The organism is Undibacterium sp. Ji22W (assembly GCF_049340305.1).
In the GTDB taxonomy this organism is placed as follows: domain Bacteria; phylum Pseudomonadota; class Gammaproteobacteria; order Burkholderiales; family Burkholderiaceae_D; genus Undibacterium.
Genome location: NZ_JBMPOU010000001.1, coordinates 1277269 through 1298121, shown reverse-complemented (window position 1 = coordinate 1298121; position 20853 = coordinate 1277269). Strand labels below are relative to the sequence as shown.

The window sequence follows — 20853 nt, the reverse complement described above, 5'->3', positions numbered from 1 at the left end:
GCACTGTCAATTTTTGCTTTCCAATTGATAAGTCATGCGCATGACATCTTTTGTATTGGTGACTTGTTGGACTGCAGCTACTTTGTGAGGAGTCGCTTTTTTTGCGGCTATGCCAGCGCTAGAAATATTGCTTGCTTGCGCTTGCAACATGCCCCAGCTTGCGGCACCAACCATGCCTATACTCATCAACACACTAAATAAAACAGGTGATCGCAACGAACGGTTTTTCTTAGTGATCGCCAATGAATCAAGCGCGACCGGTACTGGTGAGGCTTGCAAAACCTCTTTAGCACGATCACACCATAATTGGTGATGACCTTGCTCTAGCGTCAAACGATCTAACAATTGTTTAGTCAATTCTTCTGCTGCACGTTTTTCCGCTTCGATCTGCTGTTGTAAAGCGATAGAATTTTCCTTTTGAATTTCTTTATGCATTTTCACTTCGTGTTGCAATTTTGCTGTGAGCGCCGCTGATTTTTCCAACAAGGCTTGTTCTTCAGCGCACTTAGCATTAGCCAAAGCCAAGGCATTTTGTTCTTGCTGTAAACGTTCTTGCATCAAAGTTTGTGCTTGCTGTTCTCGTGCCAATCGTTCTGCATTCATTTGGCGTAAAGTCTGTGCCTCAACAATTTGTTCTGCCAATAAAGCAGCAATATGTTTTTCTACTTCTACATTGCCGTTTTCCATTTGAGCTAACTGCTCTTGCTGCATACGGTTTTGTTGATTTGTAATGGATTGCACTTCATCTTGATCGGCTTTTGCATTAAGCGCAAATGTTAATGCTAACTCTGTTTCAAATTTTTGCTGTTCAATCAATGCCGCCTGACGTTCTGCTTCTAAACGCGCTTGAGCTTGCATCAAAGCTTGATGTTCTATTTGAGCCCGGCGTTGGGATTCGACTAAAATGAGAGTCTCTGCCTCTAGCTTCATTTCAATATCCAGCAAAGTGGATTGATGTAAGGCTGCCAATTCTTGCTCGACTAATACTTGTTCTTGTGCCTTAGTTACCGCAGCAGTTTCGAATTCCAGACGAGACATCTGTTCCTGCTGTAAGCTCAATAATTGGTTAGCATTCACTTGTGCTGTTGCGGTCAATTCATATTCTAGTTGGGTTTGCTGCTCAGCTAAAACACGGGCCTCGTTTTCTGCGGCCAAACGATTTTGAATCGCGATTCTAGCTTCCTGTTCAGCCATCACGCGGCGTTCACATTCTTGCAAGTAGGCCTGCTCTACCGCAATGCGTTTTTGCGTTTCATCGGCAAGGTATTTTTCGGCGATCGTTTTTTGTTCCAGTATTTGCAATTCCTGGGTCTCGAACTTGACCCTGTTATCTTCAAACTGCTGCAATTCTTGTGCTTGTGCTAAACGTGCTTCAACTAGATTGAGTGCAGTTTTCTGTGCCGCAGTGTGTTCACGTGAACTGAGTAATAAAGCGTTTTCTGTAGCAAATTTAGCTTGCGTAATTTGGCTTGCCAGTTCTTCATCCTCTGCACGTTGACGTTCAGTTTCTGCCAGCATCGACTCAATACGCAATCTTTCATTCAGTGCGAACATAGCACGTTGTTCATCTTCAATTTTTTGTTGAATCTCCGCATTAAGTTGCGTTTCGATGCGTGCGGTTTCTTCCGCGATCGTAATCGAGTTGATCAGAGATTGATTTTTTTGCTCTAAAGACGAGCTTGCTTGCAGACGTGCACAAGCTTCTTTCTCGGCTAGTGCCAAATAATTCGCTTCTTCAAGCATGAGTTTTTCAAGTTCTATACGAGCTTGTTCGTCTTGTTTTTGGCGTTGTATTGCCAGGCGCATTTTCTCTTCCTCAGTCGCCTGTAATTTGGCCGCTTCGTCGATCGCATTTTTCTCTGCGGTTTGCGAGAAAGCTAATGCACTCAACGCTTCTTTTTCCTTCGCTATGCGTTCTTCATGCAATCGATGTAAATTTAATTCTTGCTCCACGCGTTCTTGCATGAAACTTGCGAAGAGATTTTGTGCATCGGCATTTGCGGCAAGTGCTTCATGTAAAGCTAGCTCTTTACTCAAGGCAAATTCAGCATCTCGCTTTGCTTGTTTTGTTGATGCTTCGTTGATGGCGGCATTACGCAATGCTTCTTGCTGAAGAATTTGTTGCTCACTCAGAGTTTGCAGTGCCATTTGTTCCAATGCCAATTTTTCATTGGTCGTTGACAGTAATACCTGGTCAGCGGCACAACGTTCTTGCGCTACTTTTTCTAACTGTGCAATGCGTTGTTTCTTTTGAATCAGCACTTGACGTGCATGATCTTGTAAATCAGCATAGGCACTCGCTTTTGCATGTAATTCTTGTTCTTCATGCAGTTTTTCTTGTTCTAAGCGTTTCGCTTCGCATTCAATCCGGGCACGCTCCTCAGCTAATTGCGCATTTTGTTTTTCCAATAGCAATTTTTCTTTCGTATCCGCTGCACTCACCCTTTCTTTCTCTAGGCGTTGTTGCTGCAATTGTGCTTCTTGCTGAGCTGCTTCTTTTTGTTGTTGTTCTAGTACGGTAATTTCTTCTAATGTTTTCAAGGCTGTCTGCTGCGCTTGCAACTTTGTTTTTTCAATTTCTGTCAGTTCGTATGCGCGTTTAGTACGTAACTCTGTGGCTTCCTTAATTTGATGCTCAAGATGAATTTTTTCTTGATTTTGTGCGAGTAGCTGTTCTTCGGCATGCGCTTTTTCTTCCGCAATCTGACGCATTTTTTGCTCAGATTCGAGGCGTTCTTGATTTAAACGAATTTCATTTTGTTCGGCCGCCGCTTTTGCTGAAATTTCTGCGATCAATACTTTCTCAATGGCTTTTTTCTCTTCAATCAACGCCAATTTGTGCAATTCTTCTTGCTCGCGTTGGCGCATTAATTTAGTTAATTCGACCGCCTCAGTTGCTTTGGACTTGGCTACTGTCGCGGTTTGTCGTTGTAACTCAGCATGCTCAGTCATTTTCTGTAAACGCAGTTGCTCAGCTTGCAGCAATTGCTGACGCGCAAGCTTAGATTCCTTTTCTTTTTCCTGGCGTGCGAACAACATCTGCGCATGTTCACGGTCTGCTTTTGCACGCGCTAATACTTGCTCAGCGGCTTGACGTTCTGCTTCTAATTTTTCTTGATTCGCTAACGCTGCATTGCGTTCAGCTTCTAAACGCAATTGTTCAGCTTTAGTCATTTCGATGACCTGACGCGCCTTCAATAGTGTCAGTGCGGCGGTCTTGCATTGCAACTCTGCCTGCACTTGCGCTTGTTCTATGGCTCGACGTTCGGCCTCAGTACTTGCTTCTAAGGCTTGTTGCTGTTGACGTTCCAACGCTTCTTTTTGCGCTGCTAATGCGATAGCTTCTTCTTCGGCCTTTAAGCGTGCCACGGCAGCTTGCTCTGCATCTTTCTCGCTAGCGAGTTTTTCTTGTGACGCTAACAGGAGCTTTTCCGCTGATTCAGCTCGGCGTTTTTCCAGCATTAATTTCTCTTGAATCAATTCAAGTGCTTGGCATTCAGCGTCTACACGCGCTTGCTGGGTTTCCAACAATGCTTGTGTGTCTTGGTTCTTTTGAATCGCCATCATCGCCAATTGCTGACCCAATTTGACATTTTCAACAGTGTTTTCCAGCGCAATTTTTTCAGCCACAACTTTCGTTTCTTGCGCAATACGAATTGCCTGTTGGGCTTGATGTTGCATGGTCAACACTTCCACCTGAGTCTCTTCAACTTTCGCGATTGTCTCTGCCTCTTCAGTCGCTTTTTTCTCAACTAAAACTTTGGCTTGAATAGCGTTTGCCGCACGTTGTTCTGCTTCAGCGCGCAGTTTTTCTGCTTTGGCTAATTCAATGACACTTTTCGCCTTGGAGTTCGCTGCTTGGTTGGCGCGCTTGAGATATTCGGTTTGCATCGCGATCGCGGCGAGCGCTTTCTGCTCTGCGTCGGCTTTTTCTTTTGCTAACTGTACTGCTTCGCGTTCCAATGTCGATTTTTCTTTTGCATATTTTTCAGCGCGCTCTTCTTCTTCGCGGCGCTGTCTGGCCATTTGGGTGGCTTCCAATTCTGCTTGGCGACGACGTTTTGCCTCTTCGTTAGCTTGCTCTTCCGCTTCTAATCGTGCACGTGCGTTGGCATCCGCATATTGTTCGGTTTCAACCCGCATGAGGGCTTTTGATTGCAGTTCTTTTTCTGCCTCAATCCGTGATTCGGTCGCATAGCGAATTTTTTCTTCTGCTTCACTGCGGGCTAATGCAGCTTCTGCCGCTATTTTTTCGGCTTGCTCGCGACGGTTTGCTGCTGCCAACAAGGCTTCTTCGGCTTGTAAACGGAGTTGAATCGCGTCTGCAGCTCGCTTTTCTGAATCAACGCGGGCTTGCGCAATTGCTTCGTACTCGCGCTCTAAGACGGCACGTCCGCGCGCTTCCTCACGGGCTCTGATTTCTAGTGGAGTACGGCTTAAAGAAACTTCCAAGGCAATCGCTTCAGCCTGATCTCGTTCACGATTAATTTGTTGCGATTCGTTGCGGACCCTGGCCAGACATTCAGCATTTAAACGAGCCTCGCGGTCTTGGCGTTCACGTTCCCTCGCTTGCTCAGCGATGCGAGCATCGACTCTGGCACGCTCTATGGCCTCTTGTTTCGCAGCATAAGATGCTGCGGCACGCTCAGCCGCCCATTGTTTAGCATTTTCTGACTCAACGGCGAGTTGTTCCGCATCTACTCTCGCTTTGAAATTAAGTTGAGTATCAATTTTGATTTGTTCAATCACCAAGTTTTTCGCGTCTTGTTCATTCTTGAAACGCAATCCAGCCTGAAATTTCGCTTCTTGCTTGAGCAAGTTGTGTTCTTCTGTATTTGCAATTTCCTGAATTTCGGCAAGTGCTAGTTCCTCAACCACTTCTAGTGAAGGCTTCGTAGATTTGGTTTCATCTTCTATCTGCGCCTCGGCGGCTTCAACTTTGGCGATGGCTGCACGGATTCCCTTAATATCGATTCGTGCGTGAGACGCAAGGCTGTCATCATTGACCAAATCGAACGTCTCATTGTGATGGTCGTCAATTGCCATTGCGCCCATAGAGAGTCGGTTAAGTATCATTTGATTGTCATTCATTGCACACCTCATCGTTGAGTAATTCCAAATTCTCGACACGAGTCTCGCTAGGAGCCGCACACTGAGATTTCTATACCTTGAATTATCAAGGAATGAATTCAAAACGAAGTCAGAAGCAGAACAGGAAAAAGCCCGCAATTCGGTGCTTTATCGAAAATAGTCGGTGTGCGCCAAATTTTTTGACTAGGACTATATGAGCACAATATGAGTTTATAAAGAGAAGATCTAAGTGGAGCCCGCGTAAGTACGGAAATTAAAAGTAAAATTGTCGACTTTACTGCCGAATTATGCACGCCAGATATGATTATCAATAACGACTATTCGATTGAATCAAAATTACCCAAAGTTAAAACAACGATTTTCGCTACCATGTCCGCATTAGCGCAAAGCCATCAAGCCATCAATCTCGGGCAAGGTTTCCCAGATTTTCATTGTGATAGCGCACTTATTGAACATGTGTATCAAGCAATGCATGCCGGACACAATCAATATCCGCCGATGACTGGCGTCCCCGTATTAAGGCAAGCGATCGCAGAAAAAGTGTCCGGTTTATACCATGCGACTTATGATGCCGATGCCGAAATTACCGTGACTGCCGGTGCCACACAGGCGATTATGACGAGCATTCTTGCTTGCGTTCACCCAGGCGATGAGGTGATTGTGATTGAACCGGCCTACGATAGCTATATACCAACGATAGAATTAGCCTGTGGAATTCCAGTGTTGGTTGGTATGAAATTCAAAAACGCACAATTTTCTATCGATTGGGATTTGCTAGCGTCTAAGATTAATGCAAAAACACGTTTAATATTAATTAATTCTCCTCACAATCCAACTGGCATGACATTAACGCCGAAAGATTTTGAGATTTTGGCGAATTTGGTTAGAAATACCAAAATATTACTCATCTCCGACGAGGTCTATGAGCATATGGTGTTTGATGGTCAATTACATTTGTCGATCGCGTCCTATCCGGAATTGGCTTGCCGTAGCTTCATTATTTCCAGCTTTGGAAAAACTTACCATGTGACCGGATGGAAAATTGGTTATGTCTTGGCACCTAAAGCTTTGACTGCGGAATTTCGAAAAGTACATCAATTCAATGTATTTACAGTTAATACACCGATGCAGCTAGGCATTGCCAACTACATGCAAGATCCTAGCCACCACTTAAATTTGCCGGATTTTTACCAACAAAAGCGTGATTATTTTCGACGCAAATTGGCGAGCTCCCGATTTGAACTCTTACCTGTCAGTGGAACCTACTTTCAATGCGTCGACTATTCCGCCATTTCAGACGAAACTGAAATCCAATTCGCCACTTGGTTGACACAAGAGATAGGCGTAGCGACAATTCCTGTATCTGCGTTTTATCGCGAACAAACCCAAAATAAGCTCGTGCGTTTCTGTTTTGCAAAACAAGAAAAGACTTTAGATGCTGCCTTGGAGCGGCTTTTGACAGTTTAGGGTTTGTCTACCGGTTCTTGAGATTTAGCGACACGTGATCGTCGAAGGAAAGATTTGGCTTCTATACTTATTTGACGCAGTATTTCTTGTAATTGACGCTTTTTGAGGCGCACGTCTAGCAAACAGGAATTGGTAAAAAAATCGTCGTGACATGCGACTTCTCTAGCCTGCAAACGACTTTGAACTTGAACCTGCACAAGTTCCAATTTATTCAGTGCTAATTCTGCTAGTGCCGTTGTTGCGATGGATCCTCGCGCAAATTCTTTGTCCAATTCAGCAACGATCACTTCGATCGACACCTTATTTGTGTCGCTATCTGCGTTTGTCTGCGATTGGACGGCTGTCGCTGAAGAGCTAACGATCAGGAACAAAGATGCAAATGCTAATTTGCTCCCTTTCCGCCATACTTCGCTACACTTTTGCTGGGCGATTTTCATAATTTTATTAATATGCTTGTGTATGATCGAGCATCGAGACTATTTCTCTTTGCTCTGCATTCATATATTCTTGTGATTGCATTTCGATAATACGTGAGACAGTTCGATGAAATTCATTCGATAAAGTGCCTTGCATATAGAGTAATTCCGGAGGCACTTCGGCCGACATAATTAGCTTCACTTTATTATCATAAAAAACATCAATTAGCCAAGTAAAACGGCGTGCTTCAGAAGACATACCTGCCGACATCTGCGGTATTGATGACAGAATCACCGTGTGAAAACGGCTGGCGATTTCGAGGTAATCATTTTGTGAGCGCGGCCCACCGCATAAAGTGGCGAAATCAAACCAGATGGTAGTTCCCGCTCGACGCAAGGATTTTAATCGACGCCCTTCTATGTCAACGTGATTATCTTCATCTTTCGTCTCTGCCAATCGACTAAAAGCGTCACGCAATAACTGATCCGTTTGGGCGCCAAGAGGCGTCAAATAGGCGTCCACTTGTTCGAGTGCGCGCTTTCGGTAGTCGTTGCCGGAGTCGACATTCAAGACGTCTAGTTTCTCTTTGATCAACGCTATTGTCGGCAGCATACGATCACGATGCAGGCCATCGGGATATAAGGTATCAGGCTGATAGTTAGAAGTCATGACGAAAGACACACCATTGTCGAATAGCGCTTTCATCAAGTTATACAACAGCATGGCATCTGCCACATCAGACACATGAAACTCGTCAAAGCAAATCAAACGATATTTCTTGGCGATACGCGCTGCGACTTCATTGAGAGGGTCGGCTACACCTTTGAGCTCGTCTAATTCTCGATGAACTGCGCGCATAAACTCATGGAAGTGTAAGCGGGTCTTACGAACGACCGGCACGACAGAGTAAAAGCTATCCATCAAAAACGATTTGCCACGCCCTACCCCGCCCCACATGTACACGCCTCGGGGGACTTCTGGTCGACTGATCAAGCGCACCAAGCGATTTGAACGTTTTGATTTATATGCTACCCAATCGTCATACGCTTGTTGTAGTCTATCTACCGCACGTTTTTGTGCGGCATCGACTTGAAAGCCACGCTTGTCGATTGCTTCTTGATAAAACTCGTGAACGTTCATGCTTGGGCTATCGTGATGAGAATATAGTGGTAAATTTTTGGCGGCGAACCGATTACTCAATTGAAATGTACCAAAAACTTAAAAGCGGAATAGACACTTGCATATCTACCCCGCTTCTTGCATAGGACTATGAACTTACAGATCAGAAGTTCAAAGAACGTTTATCCACTGCGAGTGCCGCTTCTTTCGTCGCTTCCGATAATGACGGATGCGCGTGACAGATACGTGCGATATCTTCGGCAGACGCACGGAATTCCATTGCCACAACTGCTTCAGAAATCAACTCGGAAGCCATTGGACCCACGATGTGTACGCCCAAAATTTCATCAGTCGTCGCATCGGCTAAGAATTTCACCATACCTGATGTATCACCTAACGCGCGCGCACGGCCATTCGCCATGAAAGGGAAAGTGCCAGCTTTGTATGCTACGCCATCGGCCTTCAGTTGTTGCTCAGTACGTCCAACCCAAGCGATTTCTGGTGAGGTATAAATGACCCAAGGAATCGTATTGAAATTAACATGACCATGTTGACCAGCGATACGTTCTGCGACAGCAACGCCCTCTTCTTCTGCTTTGTGTGCCAACATAGGACCGCGTACCACGTCACCAACCGCCCATACGTTAGGCAAGTTCGTTTTGCAATCACCATCAACCGCAATGAAGCCACGTTCGTCTAACGCCAAGCCGACTGCTTCAGCATTCAATCCATTGGTGTTTGGAGTACGACCGATGGAAATAATCAGTTTATCGAAAACGGCTTTGTGTTCTGCGCCTTTGTCGTCTGTGTAATTGACTGTAACATCATTTGCGCCTTTGACGATTTCGCCGATTTTCACGCCGAGGTTAATGGACAAGCCTTGTTTCACAAAGAGTTTATAGGCTTCTTTAGCGATTTGTTCATCGACTGCACCGAGGAAAGTTGGCAATGCTTCCAATACGGTAACTTCAGCACCGCACCGACGCCATACGCTGCCCATTTCCAAGCCAATCACACCAGCCCCGATCACGCCGAGTTTCTTCGGTACTGAGCCTACTTTCAATGCGCCGTCGTTTGACAGAATTAACTCTTCGTCAAAAGCTGCCCCTGGCAATGCACGCGCATTCGAACCAGTGGCTACAACGATGTGTTTGCCTGTAATGGTTTCTTCTTCCTTGCCAGCGACTTTGATTTCGTAACCGCCATCTGCCGCTTTGACAAAAGAGCCGTGACCGTGGAAGAAACTGACTTTATTCTTTTTAAACAGATAAACGATGCCATCGTTATTTTGCTTAACGATGGTATCTTTGCGTTTGAGCATTTTCGCAACATCCAATTCCAAACCACTGACATTGATACCGTGATCTGCAAATGCATGACCAGCGTGTTCGTAGTGTTCAGAAGATTGCAACAACGCTTTGGATGGAATACAACCTACGTTGGTGCAAGTGCCACCAAGTGCAGGACCGCCCTTTTCGTTGGTCCATGCATCTATACATGCAGTGGAAAATCCCAATTGTGCCGCACGAATTGCGGCGATATAACCGCCAGGACCGCCGCCGATCACGACGACATCAAATTGTTTGCTCATAGTCTTACCTTGCCAGGTTTGCTGAAATAAAAATAAATGAAAAATGAGCGCGGCAACGAATCGTGATGACTCTTGCCGGCGCTCAAAAATTTTGCTGAATTATGCTTCCTCTGGAATAAAAATCCAGGCCAACAAATACGCGATAACACCGAAACCAAAACATGCGACAAACAGGAAAAACATCAGGCGCCAGATCCAGGTTTCCATCCCTGTAAATTTGCCCAAGCCACCACATACGCCACCTAGCCACTGATCGGTTTTGGAACGACGCAATTGATTCAAATGCGCAAATGGATTTTCTCCGTTGGCACCTACTTGTGAGGCGTTAGCATTAAATGAAGCAAGTAACTTCTCTTTAGCCTGAGCGAATTCTGCATCAGTCAGTGCGCCTGACTGATGCAATTCGTGCAGACGTTTAATTTCGTCAGCAATATTCATATTTTGGTGTGATAGTAATTATTGAAATTACAGATCCAACAACAAACGAGCCGGATCTTCCAGTGCTTCTTTCATTGCGACCAAACCTAGAACTGCTTCACGACCGTCGATGATACGGTGATCGTAAGACATCGCCAGATAGTTCATAGGACGAATCACGATTTGACCATTTTCAACCACGGCGCGGTCTTTGGTCGCATGCACGCCCAAAATAGCAGATTGTGGTGGATTGATGATCGGCGTCGACAACATAGAGCCGAAAGTACCGCCATTGGAGATAGAGAAAGTACCACCAGTCAAGTCATCCAAAGTCAACTTACCGTCTTTAGCTTTGGCACCGAATTCGCCGATTTTCTTTTCGATTTCAGCGATAGACATTTGATCTGCATTACGCAAGATCGGCACAACTAAACCGCGTGGTGAACCGACTGCAATGCCAATGTCGAAATAGCCGTGGTACACGATGTCATTGCCATCAACGGAAGCATTGATAATCGGGTATTTTTTCAATGCAGCAACTGCAGCTTTGACGAAGAAAGACATGAAGCCTAATTTTACGCCGTGTTCTTTTTCGAATTTGTCTTTGTACTTGTTACGCAAGTCCATCACGGGCGCCATGTTGACTTCATTGAATGTCGTCAAAATCGCGTTAGTGGACTGGGATTGCACCAGTCGTTCAGCGATACGTGCACGCAAACGGCTCATAGGAACACGTTCTTCTGGACGGTCACCGAGATTTGCTACTGCTGGCGCGGACACTTGTTGCATTGCCGGTTTTGCTGCAACAGGTGCAACCAATGGTGCAACAGCTGGTACGCCTTTGTTAGCGACTGCTGCTAATGCATCACCTTTAGTAACGCGACCATCTTTGCCTGTGCCGTCAATTGCACCAGCGGTCAAATTGTTTTCCGCTAAAATTTTTGCAGCAGCTGGCATCGCGATACCTGCTGCTGAACTGCTAGTTGCAGCTGCGACTGTTGCAGCAACCGCAGCGGTAACTGCCGGAGCACTAGCGACTGCACCTGCGGACGCTTCAGTATCCAACATTGCGATGACTTGACCTGCAACCACTGTGCTGCCATCACCGCTAATAATTTGCGTGATAACACCTGCTGCTGGTGCTGGCAATTCCAACACCACTTTATCTGTTTCTACGTCCACCAGATTTTCATCGCGAGTGACTGCTTCGCCCACTTTTTTATGCCAAGTCAGCAAGGTCGCTTCTGCGACAGATTCAGATAACTGAGGAACTTTTACTTCGATAATTGCCATGTTTTTTCTCCGTGTAGGATGTCTATTTGGTGCCGCACTTTCGTTTTTATTAGCGGCACCACCTAAGATTATTTAGTCAGAATGTAGCCTTTAAGTTTCGAAAAGGCTGCATCAAGCAATGCTTTCTGTTGTGCATAATGCTTGTCGTAGTAACCGACAGCAGGCGATGCACTTGCAGGGCGACCTGCATAAGCGAGCTTCTGACCTTCATCCAAACTTTCAAAGATATTGTGTTGAATCTGGAACCATGGACCTTGATTTTGTGGCTCATCTTGCGCCCAAACCAATTCCACCATATTTGGGAACTTCTTCAGTTCAGCGATGAAGCTCTTATGTGGGAAAGGATAGAGTTGCTCAACGCGAATAATCGCCGTATCAGACTGACCGCGTTCTTTGCGAGCATTGACCAGATCATAGTAAACCTTGCCGGAGCAAGCGACTACGCGTTTCACTTTCTTCGCATCGATAGATTCATCAACTTCACCGATCACAGTATGGAAGCTACCCTTCGCCAATTCAGACAACGGTGAGCCAGCATCTTTATTACGCAACAAAGATTTTGGCGTCATGATAACCAAAGGTTTGCGGAACTGACGGATCATTTGGCGGCGCAACAAATGGAAAATCTGTGACGCTGTGGTTGGCTGTACTACTTGCATATTGTTATCTGCACACAATTGCAAGAAACGCTCAGGACGAGCGGAAGAATGCTCTGGCCCCTGACCTTCGTAACCATGCGGCAGCATCATGACCAGACCACAAGCACGACCCCATTTCACTTCGCCTGAGCTAATGAATTGATCGATAACAACCTGAGCACCATTGGCGAAATCGCCGAATTGTGCTTCCCAGATCGTCAAAGTATTTGGTTCTGCGCTGGAGTAACCATATTCAAAAGCCAAAACCGCTTCTTCTGATAGGACAGAGTCAATCACAGTGAAGGGTGCTTGTTTGTCTGAGATATTTTGCAAAGGAATATAAGTGCCGGCATCCCAACGTTCACGTTTTTGATCATGCAATACCGCATGGCGGTGTACAAAAGTACCGCGACCAGCATCTTGACCGGTCAAACGGATTGCGTAACCAGAAGATACTAAGGAAGCGAAAGCTAAATGTTCGCCCATACCCCAGTCCAAATTCATTTCACCGCGACCCATCGCTGCGCGGTCACCCAAGACTTTTTCCACTAAGCTATGTGGTTTGAAATCCGCCGGGATGTGTGTAATGCGTTCGGCAAGGCGTTTCAACTCTGTGGTTGGCACGGCAGTATCTGCCGCGTCGGTCCATTTCTTATTGAGGAATGGAATCCAGTCCACTGCAAATTTATTTTTGAAATTCGAAATCACCGGATCAACAGTGAGCTTACCTGCATCCATTGCATCGCGGAAGGCTTTCACCATTTCATCACCGGCTTCGGCGGCGATCGTGCCTTGAGCCGCCAATTTATCCGCGTACATCTTACGTGTGCCTGGATGCTGCGCGATTTTTTTGTACATCAATGGTTGCGTCAATGCTGGCGTATCTTGTTCGTTATGACCCAATTTACGGTAGCAGATAATATCGACGACAACGTCTTTCTTGAAAATCATACGATAATCAAGCGCAATTTGCGTCGCCAACACAACTGCTTCAGGATCGTCCGCATTGACATGCAAAACGGGCGCTTCGATCATCTTAACCACGTCTGAGCAATACAAAGTTGAACGTGCGTCACGTGGATCAGACGTTGTAAAACCGATCTGATTATTGATGACGATATGTACTGTGCCGCCTGTACCATAGCCACGGGTTTGTGCTAGATTCAAGGTTTCCATTACGACACCTTGACCTGCGAATGCCGCATCACCGTGAACCAAAATTGGCAACACTTGCGCGCCATCTTTATCACCGCGACGCTCCATACGTGCTTTAACAGAACCTTCTACTACTGGATTAACGATTTCCAGATGGGATGGATTAAATGCTAAAGATAAATGTACTGGACCACCTGGGGTTGAAACATCAGAGGAGAAACCTTGGTGGTACTTAACGTCACCCGCTGGCAAATCATCACCGTGTTTACCTTCAAATTCAGCAAACAAATCTTGTGGCATTTTACCCAAGGTATTGACCAACACGTTCAAACGACCGCGATGCGCCATACCGATAACGATTTCTTCCACGCCCCGTTCACCCGCGCGTTGAATAGTTTCATCAATCGAAGCGATGAAGCTTTCACCACCTTCGAGAGAGAAACGTTTTTGACCAACATAGCGTGTATGTAGATAACGTTCCAAGCCTTCTGCCGCCGTCAGACGATCGAGAATGTGTTTTTTCTTCTCAGCAGTAAAATTTGGTGTAGAGCGAATAGATTCAAGTTTTTCTTGCATCCAGCGTTTTTCTGCTGGATCACCGATATACATAAACTCTGCACCGATAGAACGGCAATACGTATCGCGCAAAGAATTGAGCAAGTCGCGTAAAGACGCAGTCTCTGCTCCGAAATAGGTGTTGCTAATATTAAACTGAGTGTCCATATCAGCGTCTGTAAAACCATAAAAACTTGGTTCTAACTCTGGCAATGGTGGACGCTCTTGGCGCTGTAATGGATCTAGATTTGCCCAACGGCTACCTAAAAAGCGGTAAGCAGCGATTAACTGTTGAGCAGCAACGCGCTTGCGTCCCATTTCAGCATCACCAGCAGCACTTACAGTTCGGATTGGGCCTTGTTTTGCGCGTTCGGCAAACGAAGCGATGACTGGCGCATGTGCGACGTCAGGCTTGGCGGAACCATCAACAGCAGGAACGTGTTGCATGGCGTCGAAATACGCACGCCAATTATCTGGCACTGAGCCAGGATTGTTTAGATACGCTTCATATAGTTCTTCAACATACGGCGCATTGCCGCCGAACAGATACGAGTTAGCGTTATATTGTTGCATCATATTGCTCACCTTTCTTCGCGCTTCGCGAGATTAGCGGGTTAATCTAACCTTCCGCGACACGGCCTGACCGGTTAGCGGATTGCACATCAAGTTGTGGGGAAGGACTCATTCGAAATTCTATTTTCAACCCAGACTTTGAGACAGTAGGAAAACAAATACCACTTCAAATTAACAGGAGGAATATTGACTTTCAACATCAGGTGCGAGAATAACATATTTTGCCAATAAAAAAGCGAGTAATTTTTACTCGCTTTTTTAAGATATATTTAATCTCTTAAATATTTAGCACTATCACAGTCTAATCGCTTGGTATTAGCGCTTATCCATATCAGGCACATCACGCTGTGGTGAGCCTACAAACAATTGACGTGGGCGGCCAATTTTTTGTTCTGGGTCAGAAATCATTTCTTTCCATTGGGCGACCCAGCCTACTGTACGTGCCAATGCGAAGATGCCTGTGAACAGTGCAGTTGGAATACCCAATGCACGTTGCACGATACCAGAGTAGAAATCGACGTTTGGATACAATTTACGAGATACGAAGTATTCGTCTTCCAGTGCAATTTTTTCCAAAGCCATTGCCAATTTGAACAATGGATCATCTTGCAAGCCAAGTTCATTCAAGACTTCATAACAAGTTTCGCGCATCAATTTTGCACGTGGATCGTAGTTTTTATAAACACGATGACCAAAACCCATCAACTTCACGCCAGAGTTTTTGTCTTTTACTTGTTCGATGAAATGAGCAATATTATCTACTGAGCCGATTTCTTCCAGCATACTCAATGCTGCTTCATTTGCACCACCATGAGCAGGACCCCACAAGCAAGCAATACCTGCAGCGATACAGGCGAATGGATTAGCACCGGAAGAGCCCGCCAAACGTACTGTCGATGTCGAGGCATTTTGCTCGTGATCTGCATGCAAAATCAAAATACGATCCAAAGCACGCACTAGTACTTCATTGACTTTGTATGGCTCACAGGGATTCGAAAACATCATGTACATGAAGTTCGCGCTGTATGACAAATCATTGCGCGGGTATACGAATGGCTGACCGATAGAATATTTATAAGCCATCGCTACCAAAGTAGGCATCTTCGCGATCAAGCGAATTGCCGACACTTCGCGATGATGTGCATCGTTAATATCCAAAGAATCATGGTAAAAGGACGCCAAAGCACCCACAGTACCAACCAACACGGACATCGGATGCGCATCACGGCGGAAACCGCGGAAGAAAAATTGCATCTGCTCGTGCACCATGGTGTGCTTAGTCACCGTATCCACGAACTTTTGCTTTTGTTCTGCGTTCGGCAATTCACCATTCAACAACAAGTAGCAAGATTCGAGGAAATCTCCACCATTTTGCGCCAGTTGTTCAATCGGGTAACCGCGATACAACAACTCACCTTTATCACCATCGATATAGGTAATGGAAGAGTTACATGCCGCAGTCGACATGAAACCTGGATCATAAGTGAATTTACCAGTCGCGCCATACAACTTACGAATGTCAATCACGTCAGGGCCGATAGAACCCTTGTAGATTGGCATCTCGATGGATGGGGAGCCATCGGAAAATGATAGCGTTGCTTTTGTTTCAGAGTTAGTCATGGCTCTTCCTTCGTTGCAGGTGAGTCGTTAGTGAAAAAAATGCGCAAAAAAATGCGATCAAAAAAGTACAAAATCTTATGCTAATCGTAAGCGCGCCAATAGCGCTTTGACTTGGGGTAAATCGAGTTGATCTATAGGCTCAGTTTTCCCCATCAACAAATCCATTAGTTCATTATCGGAAATATCCATCAATCGACTAAATGCATCAACTTCCTCATCCGACAGTGTTTCTTCATGCGCGTCTAAAAAGCGCGTGAGTATCAAATCATTTTCCAATAAGCCGCGGCGCGCACGCCAGCGTAGCCTCGCTCGATTTACTGGATCACTTTGATGCAAGCCAGACATAACACCTGACATGATTTTTCCATTTCTTTAAAGTCCGGAATTCCAGACACAAGTCAGAACCCCGGCACAAAAACCTAGCTTACTTAATCAGACGATTTAGACAGCACGTCTAACCATCAGCTCTTTAATCTTACCAATTGCTCGCGTAGGATTGAGGCCTTTAGGACAAACGTCGACGCAGTTCATAATCGTGTGGCAGCGGAATAAACGATATGGATCTTCCAAGTTATCCAAGCGCGCACCTGTTGCTTCATCGCGGGAGTCCGCGATGAAACGGTAAGCTTGTAATAAACCAGCTGGACCGACGAATTTATCTGGATTCCACCAAAATGATGGGCAGGAAGTTGAGCAGCATGCGCACAAAATACATTCGTACAAGCCGTCCAACTCCTCACGCTCGGTTGGTGATTGCAGACGTTCTTTTTCAGGCGGAATACTGTCATTGATCAAGTAAGGTTTGATCGAATTGTATTGCTTGAAGAATTGCGTCATATCGACGATCAGATCGCGAATCACTGGCAAACCAGGCAATGGGCGCAAAATAATAGGCTCAGACAACTCATTTAAGTTGGTAGTGCAAGCCAAACCATTCTTACCGTTGATATTCATCGCGTCAGAGCCGCACACACCTTCACGGCATGAACGGCGCAGGGCCAAAGAATCATCTACGTCCGCTTTGATACGTTGCAATGCATCAAGCAACATCTTGTCTGTATCTTGCAATTCAACCGTCAGGTCTTGCATATAAGGCTTCGCATCCTTGTCCGGATCGTAGCGATAGATTTGAAATTTTAATGTACGTGCCATAGTAGTATCTCTTTAGAATGTACGTGCTTTTGGTTGGAAAGTTTCCACCGTGAGCGGCTTAGTCACAACTGGTTTGTAATCTAAGCGATTACCCTCTGAATACCACAAAGTGTGTTTCATCCAGTTTTCATCATCACGTTTTTCGTAATCACGATGTGCATGAGCACCACGTGATTCTTTACGTGCATTTGCTGACGTGATAGTCGCCTTCGCTGTTTCGATCAGGTTATCCAACTCCAAAGCTTCGACACGCGCCGTGTTGAATACTTTAGACTTATCTTTGAAAGAAACGTGCTTACGACGTTCATCCAACTCCATAATTTTCTCAACACCAGTTTGCAGCAATTCATCAGTACGGAACACACCACAGTATTGCTGCATGGTGCCACGGATCGCATTGGCCACATCTTGAACGCGCTCTGTGCCTGTGCTGTTTTCAAGTTTAGACAAACGAGACAAAGCCAAATCAGCAGCATCTTTCGGCAAATCTTTATTGCTGCGTGATTTTAAATTACTTGCGACAACGTGATTGCCTGCAGCGCGACCGAATACGATCAGATCCAACAGCGAGTTAGTGCCCAAACGATTCGCACCATGTACAGATACACAAGCACATTCACCGATCGCATACAAACCATTCACCACTTCATTCACACCATTCTTAGTTGTGACAACTTGGCCGTGAATATTCGTAGGGATACCGCCCATTTGATAGTGAATCGTAGGCACAACTGGAATTGGCTCTTTAGTTGCATCGACGTTGGCAAACTTGTGACCAATTTCAAGAATCGACGGCAAACGTTTTTGAATCGTCTCTGCGCCGATGTGACGCAAATCCAGCATCACGTGATCTTTGTTTGGACCACAACCGCGACCTTCTTTGATTTCCTGATCCATAGAGCGGGAAACAAAGTCACGTGGTGCCAAATCTTTTAGAGTAGGTGCATAACGCTCCATGAAACGCTCACCTTGGCTATTCACCAAAATACCGCCTTCACCACGAACACCTTCAGTAATCAAAACACCTGCACCAGCCACACCAGTTGGATGGAACTGCCAGAATTCCATATCTTGCAAAGGCAAGCCAGCACGTGCCGCCATACCCATACCGTCACCAGTATTGATAAATGCATTGGTTGAAGCCGCGAAAATACGACCCGCACCGCCCGTTGCAAACATGGTTGTTTTGGCTTCCAACATCATGACTTCGCCAGTTTCCATTTCCAATGCAACCACGCCCAAGACATCACCGGAGGCATCACGAATCAAATCAATCGCCATCCACTCCACGAAGAAATGCGTACGAGCACGAACATTGCGTTGATAGAGCGTATGCAACAAAGCATGACCAGTACGATCCGCCGCTGCGCAGGCACGTTGCACTGGCTTTTCACCAAAATTAGCAGTGTGACCACCGAATGGACGCTGATAAATAGTGCCGTCAGCATTACGATCGAACGGCATACCGAAATGTTCTAATTCGTACACAACTTTTGGCGCTTCACGACACATAAATTCGATCGCATCTTGATCACCAAGATAATCGCCACCCTTTACGGTGTCGAACATGTGCCAGAACCAATTATCTTCAGACATATTGCCGAGTGACGCGCCAATACCACCTTGCGCAGCGACTGTGTGAGAACGCGTTGGAAAAACTTTCGACAGAACTGCCACATTAAGACCAGCTTCTGCCAATTGTAAAGATGCGCGCATACCGGATCCGCCGGCACCGACGATTACCGCATCAAAGCGACGGGAAGGGATTGCAGACTTGATTGCAGCCACGATTACACTCTCCACAAAATCTGTGCGGCGTAGCCAGCACAAGCGATCAACCACACGATAGTGGCGACCTGAAACAACAAACGCAATACAACTGAATGCGTCACATAATCCATCCAAACATCACGCATACCTACCCATACGTGGTAGAGCAAAGCGATAATGACCGCAAACGTCAACAGCTTGAACCATTGCATCGCGAAAATACCACTCCAAGCGACATAGCTAGACTCACTCGAAGTCAAAAACAAAACCAATAGTACGACGGTGTAAATCGCCATTAAAATGGCTGTAACGCGTTGCGCCAACCAATCGCGCATGCCATATCCTGCGCCAACAACCAGGCGTTTTGACCCAATATTATTATTCGCCATTTTTAGAATACTCCAAACAATTTCAATGCAACGAGAGTCGTCAAGCCCAAGCTCACGAACAACACAGCGACCGCTGATTGACGACCACTGTCTTTATCTAAACCAATATGAAAATCCATCAACAAGTGACGCACACCAGCGGAAAAATGGTGCAAATACGCCCATACCAAAGCCAACACAACGAGTTTGACTGGAATCGATGCAAAGAAAATATGCAACATGGCGAATGACACTTCCGAGCGAAGGCTTTGATCAAGCAAGTACAAGGCGAATGGCAACAACAAACACATCAACATGCCACTAATACGATGCAAAATCGACACAAATCCTGCGAGCGGTAGTCGGTAACCACCAAACACAGCATCAGAAAGGCGCATCACACCAAAACGCTTCTTATTTTTAACAACTTCAGACATATATAAACTCCCCCAAAATGACTCAGCACTACAACTTTATAATTTTCGCCTATTTTGATGCATTGCACCAACTGATTTGACGGTTTTCTGAGAATTATTATTCAATTTGATCAAGATTTAAGCAAATAATCTGGTTCAAGCTTGCTTGACAATGCGGTTCAACTCAATTCGTTTCTATAATGATGCGCATTCGTTAAGTACAAACCACGTCGCAACTCGACCGCCTTATCGCCATAAGTAAATGAAATTCGCTCCACACTCAACAACGGAATCCCAATTTCGACGCACAATAAATCTGCTGTATTTTCGGTTGCGCATACAGCACGAATTTCTTCTTGCGCGCGTATCATGTGCGTGCCGAATTCCGATTCAAACAGGGCGTACATCGGACCTTTATACTCATTTAAACGCTCGATAGTTAAGCCCTTAAAGATAGATCCAGGTAACCATAGCTCTTCTAAAATTGTTGGTACGCCACCGAACGATTGTACACGCTTTAAAAAAACGACAGATTCACCCGCTTTCATTTCTAGTAGACGAGCAACCTCTGCTGGTGCACGCAGACGCTTAACCTCAATGATTTTATTTTCTGGATAAGCGCGCTCACCACTATCTGGCACGAGGCGCAAGAAGCGAAACTGCGAGCGAGCTTCGTGATGAGTTGCAACAAATGTCCCCTTCCCTTGTCTGCGCACTACTAAGTTTTCGGCGGATAGTTCATCAATTGCTTTTCGCACCGTACCCTGGCTAACCTTAAAGCGCGCAGCGAGCTCGATCTCGCTGGGAATTAACTCACCGGGCTTCCATTCGCCTGATTGGAGACTTTGTGTAATCAAGCCTTTGATCTGTTGATATAGTGGACTGAAGGTCGGTGCCGCAGAAAAATACGAATCCGCATCGGAAGTTGGCGAACTTTTCGACTCATTTGGTTGCATATTTGATGTTACCGTTGGATTCATAGGCCGCAATTTCACCACAAAAACGATGACAAAGTCTAGCAAAAAGTAAAAAACTTATCATGTCTTATATAAGACATAAGATATCCATTGACACAAACTATAGGGCGCAATAAACTTCCACGCATTATGATGATGTAGCGCAATCTTGATGACAATATTTGACATTCTTTTGGCGAAACAGGCGGCAAAATAACAAATTCAATCGCTTGCAAGTGTTATTCGGCGTTATCA

15 protein-coding genes are annotated in these 20853 nt (G+C 45.5%); 1 reads left to right on the top strand and 14 read right to left on the bottom strand.

The annotated features are described in order from the left end of the window. Nucleotides 1–6: 6 nt before the first annotated feature. Nucleotides 7–5091, bottom strand: coding sequence for a hypothetical protein (locus ACO0KW_RS05525; RefSeq protein ID WP_423051411.1), 5085 nt, complete (start codon nt 5089–5091; stop codon nt 7–9). 300 nt (nt 5092–5391) lie between these two features. Here ACO0KW_RS05525 and ACO0KW_RS05520 point away from each other — a divergent pair, with 300 nt between their 5' ends. After that, nucleotides 5392–6558, top strand: a complete 1167-nt coding sequence (locus tag ACO0KW_RS05520) for a pyridoxal phosphate-dependent aminotransferase (protein ID WP_423051409.1) — start codon at nt 5392–5394, stop codon at nt 6556–6558. Here ACO0KW_RS05520 and ACO0KW_RS05515 read toward each other — a convergent pair. From ACO0KW_RS05515 to ACO0KW_RS05455, 13 genes are all read right to left on the bottom strand, one after another. Next, nucleotides 6555–6995 (bottom strand): hypothetical protein, encoded by a 441-nt coding sequence (locus ACO0KW_RS05515; protein ID WP_423051407.1) that lies wholly within the window; start codon nt 6993–6995, stop codon nt 6555–6557. The genes ACO0KW_RS05520 and ACO0KW_RS05515 overlap by 4 nt on opposite strands. Before the next feature lie 7 nt (nt 6996–7002). Further along, nucleotides 7003–8115, bottom strand: coding sequence for a cell division protein ZapE (zapE, locus tag ACO0KW_RS05510; protein ID WP_423051405.1), 1113 nt, complete (start codon nt 8113–8115; stop codon nt 7003–7005). A 142-nt stretch (nt 8116–8257) separates the two neighbouring features. Next, complete coding sequence (lpdA, locus tag ACO0KW_RS05505) at nt 8258–9685, bottom strand: dihydrolipoyl dehydrogenase (protein ID WP_423051403.1); 1428 nt, start codon at nt 9683–9685, stop codon at nt 8258–8260. 99 nt (nt 9686–9784) lie between these two features. Then, the gene (locus ACO0KW_RS05500) at nt 9785–10123 is read right to left on the bottom strand and encodes a PspC domain-containing protein (RefSeq protein WP_423051401.1); all 339 of its coding nucleotides are present in this window, start codon (nt 10121–10123) and stop codon (nt 9785–9787) included. Nucleotides 10124–10150: 27 nt separating this feature from the next. Next, on the bottom strand, nt 10151–11395 hold the full coding sequence (gene odhB, locus ACO0KW_RS05495; protein ID WP_423051399.1) for a 2-oxoglutarate dehydrogenase complex dihydrolipoyllysine-residue succinyltransferase: 1245 nt from the start codon (nt 11393–11395) through the stop codon (nt 10151–10153). A gap of 68 nt (nt 11396–11463) precedes the next feature. Beyond that, on the bottom strand, nt 11464–14319 hold the full coding sequence (locus ACO0KW_RS05490; protein WP_423051397.1) for a 2-oxoglutarate dehydrogenase E1 component: 2856 nt from the start codon (nt 14317–14319) through the stop codon (nt 11464–11466). Between the two features lie 312 nt (nt 14320–14631). Then, nucleotides 14632–15936 (bottom strand): citrate synthase, encoded by a 1305-nt coding sequence (gltA, locus tag ACO0KW_RS05485; RefSeq protein WP_423051395.1) that lies wholly within the window; start codon nt 15934–15936, stop codon nt 14632–14634. A gap of 75 nt (nt 15937–16011) precedes the next feature. After that, on the bottom strand, nt 16012–16281 hold the full coding sequence (locus ACO0KW_RS05480; protein ID WP_423051987.1) for a succinate dehydrogenase assembly factor 2: 270 nt from the start codon (nt 16279–16281) through the stop codon (nt 16012–16014). Between the two features lie 96 nt (nt 16282–16377). Beyond that, on the bottom strand, nt 16378–17088 hold the full coding sequence (locus ACO0KW_RS05475) for a succinate dehydrogenase iron-sulfur subunit (RefSeq protein ID WP_186920853.1): 711 nt from the start codon (nt 17086–17088) through the stop codon (nt 16378–16380). Nucleotides 17089–17100: 12 nt separating this feature from the next. Then, complete coding sequence (gene sdhA / locus ACO0KW_RS05470; protein ID WP_423051392.1) at nt 17101–18876, bottom strand: succinate dehydrogenase flavoprotein subunit; 1776 nt, start codon at nt 18874–18876, stop codon at nt 17101–17103. 2 nt (nt 18877–18878) lie between these two features. Then, entirely contained in the window at nt 18879–19247 is a 369-nt protein-coding gene (sdhD, locus tag ACO0KW_RS05465; protein ID WP_423051390.1) for a succinate dehydrogenase, hydrophobic membrane anchor protein, read from the bottom strand. A 2-nt stretch (nt 19248–19249) separates the two neighbouring features. Beyond that, nucleotides 19250–19663, bottom strand: coding sequence for a succinate dehydrogenase, cytochrome b556 subunit (gene sdhC / locus ACO0KW_RS05460; protein WP_423051388.1), 414 nt, complete (start codon nt 19661–19663; stop codon nt 19250–19252). 158 nt (nt 19664–19821) lie between these two features. Further along, nucleotides 19822–20598: a GntR family transcriptional regulator gene (locus ACO0KW_RS05455; RefSeq protein WP_423051985.1), complete on the bottom strand. Its 777-nt coding sequence runs from the start codon at nt 20596–20598 to the stop codon at nt 19822–19824. Nucleotides 20599–20853: the final 255 nt, after the last annotated feature.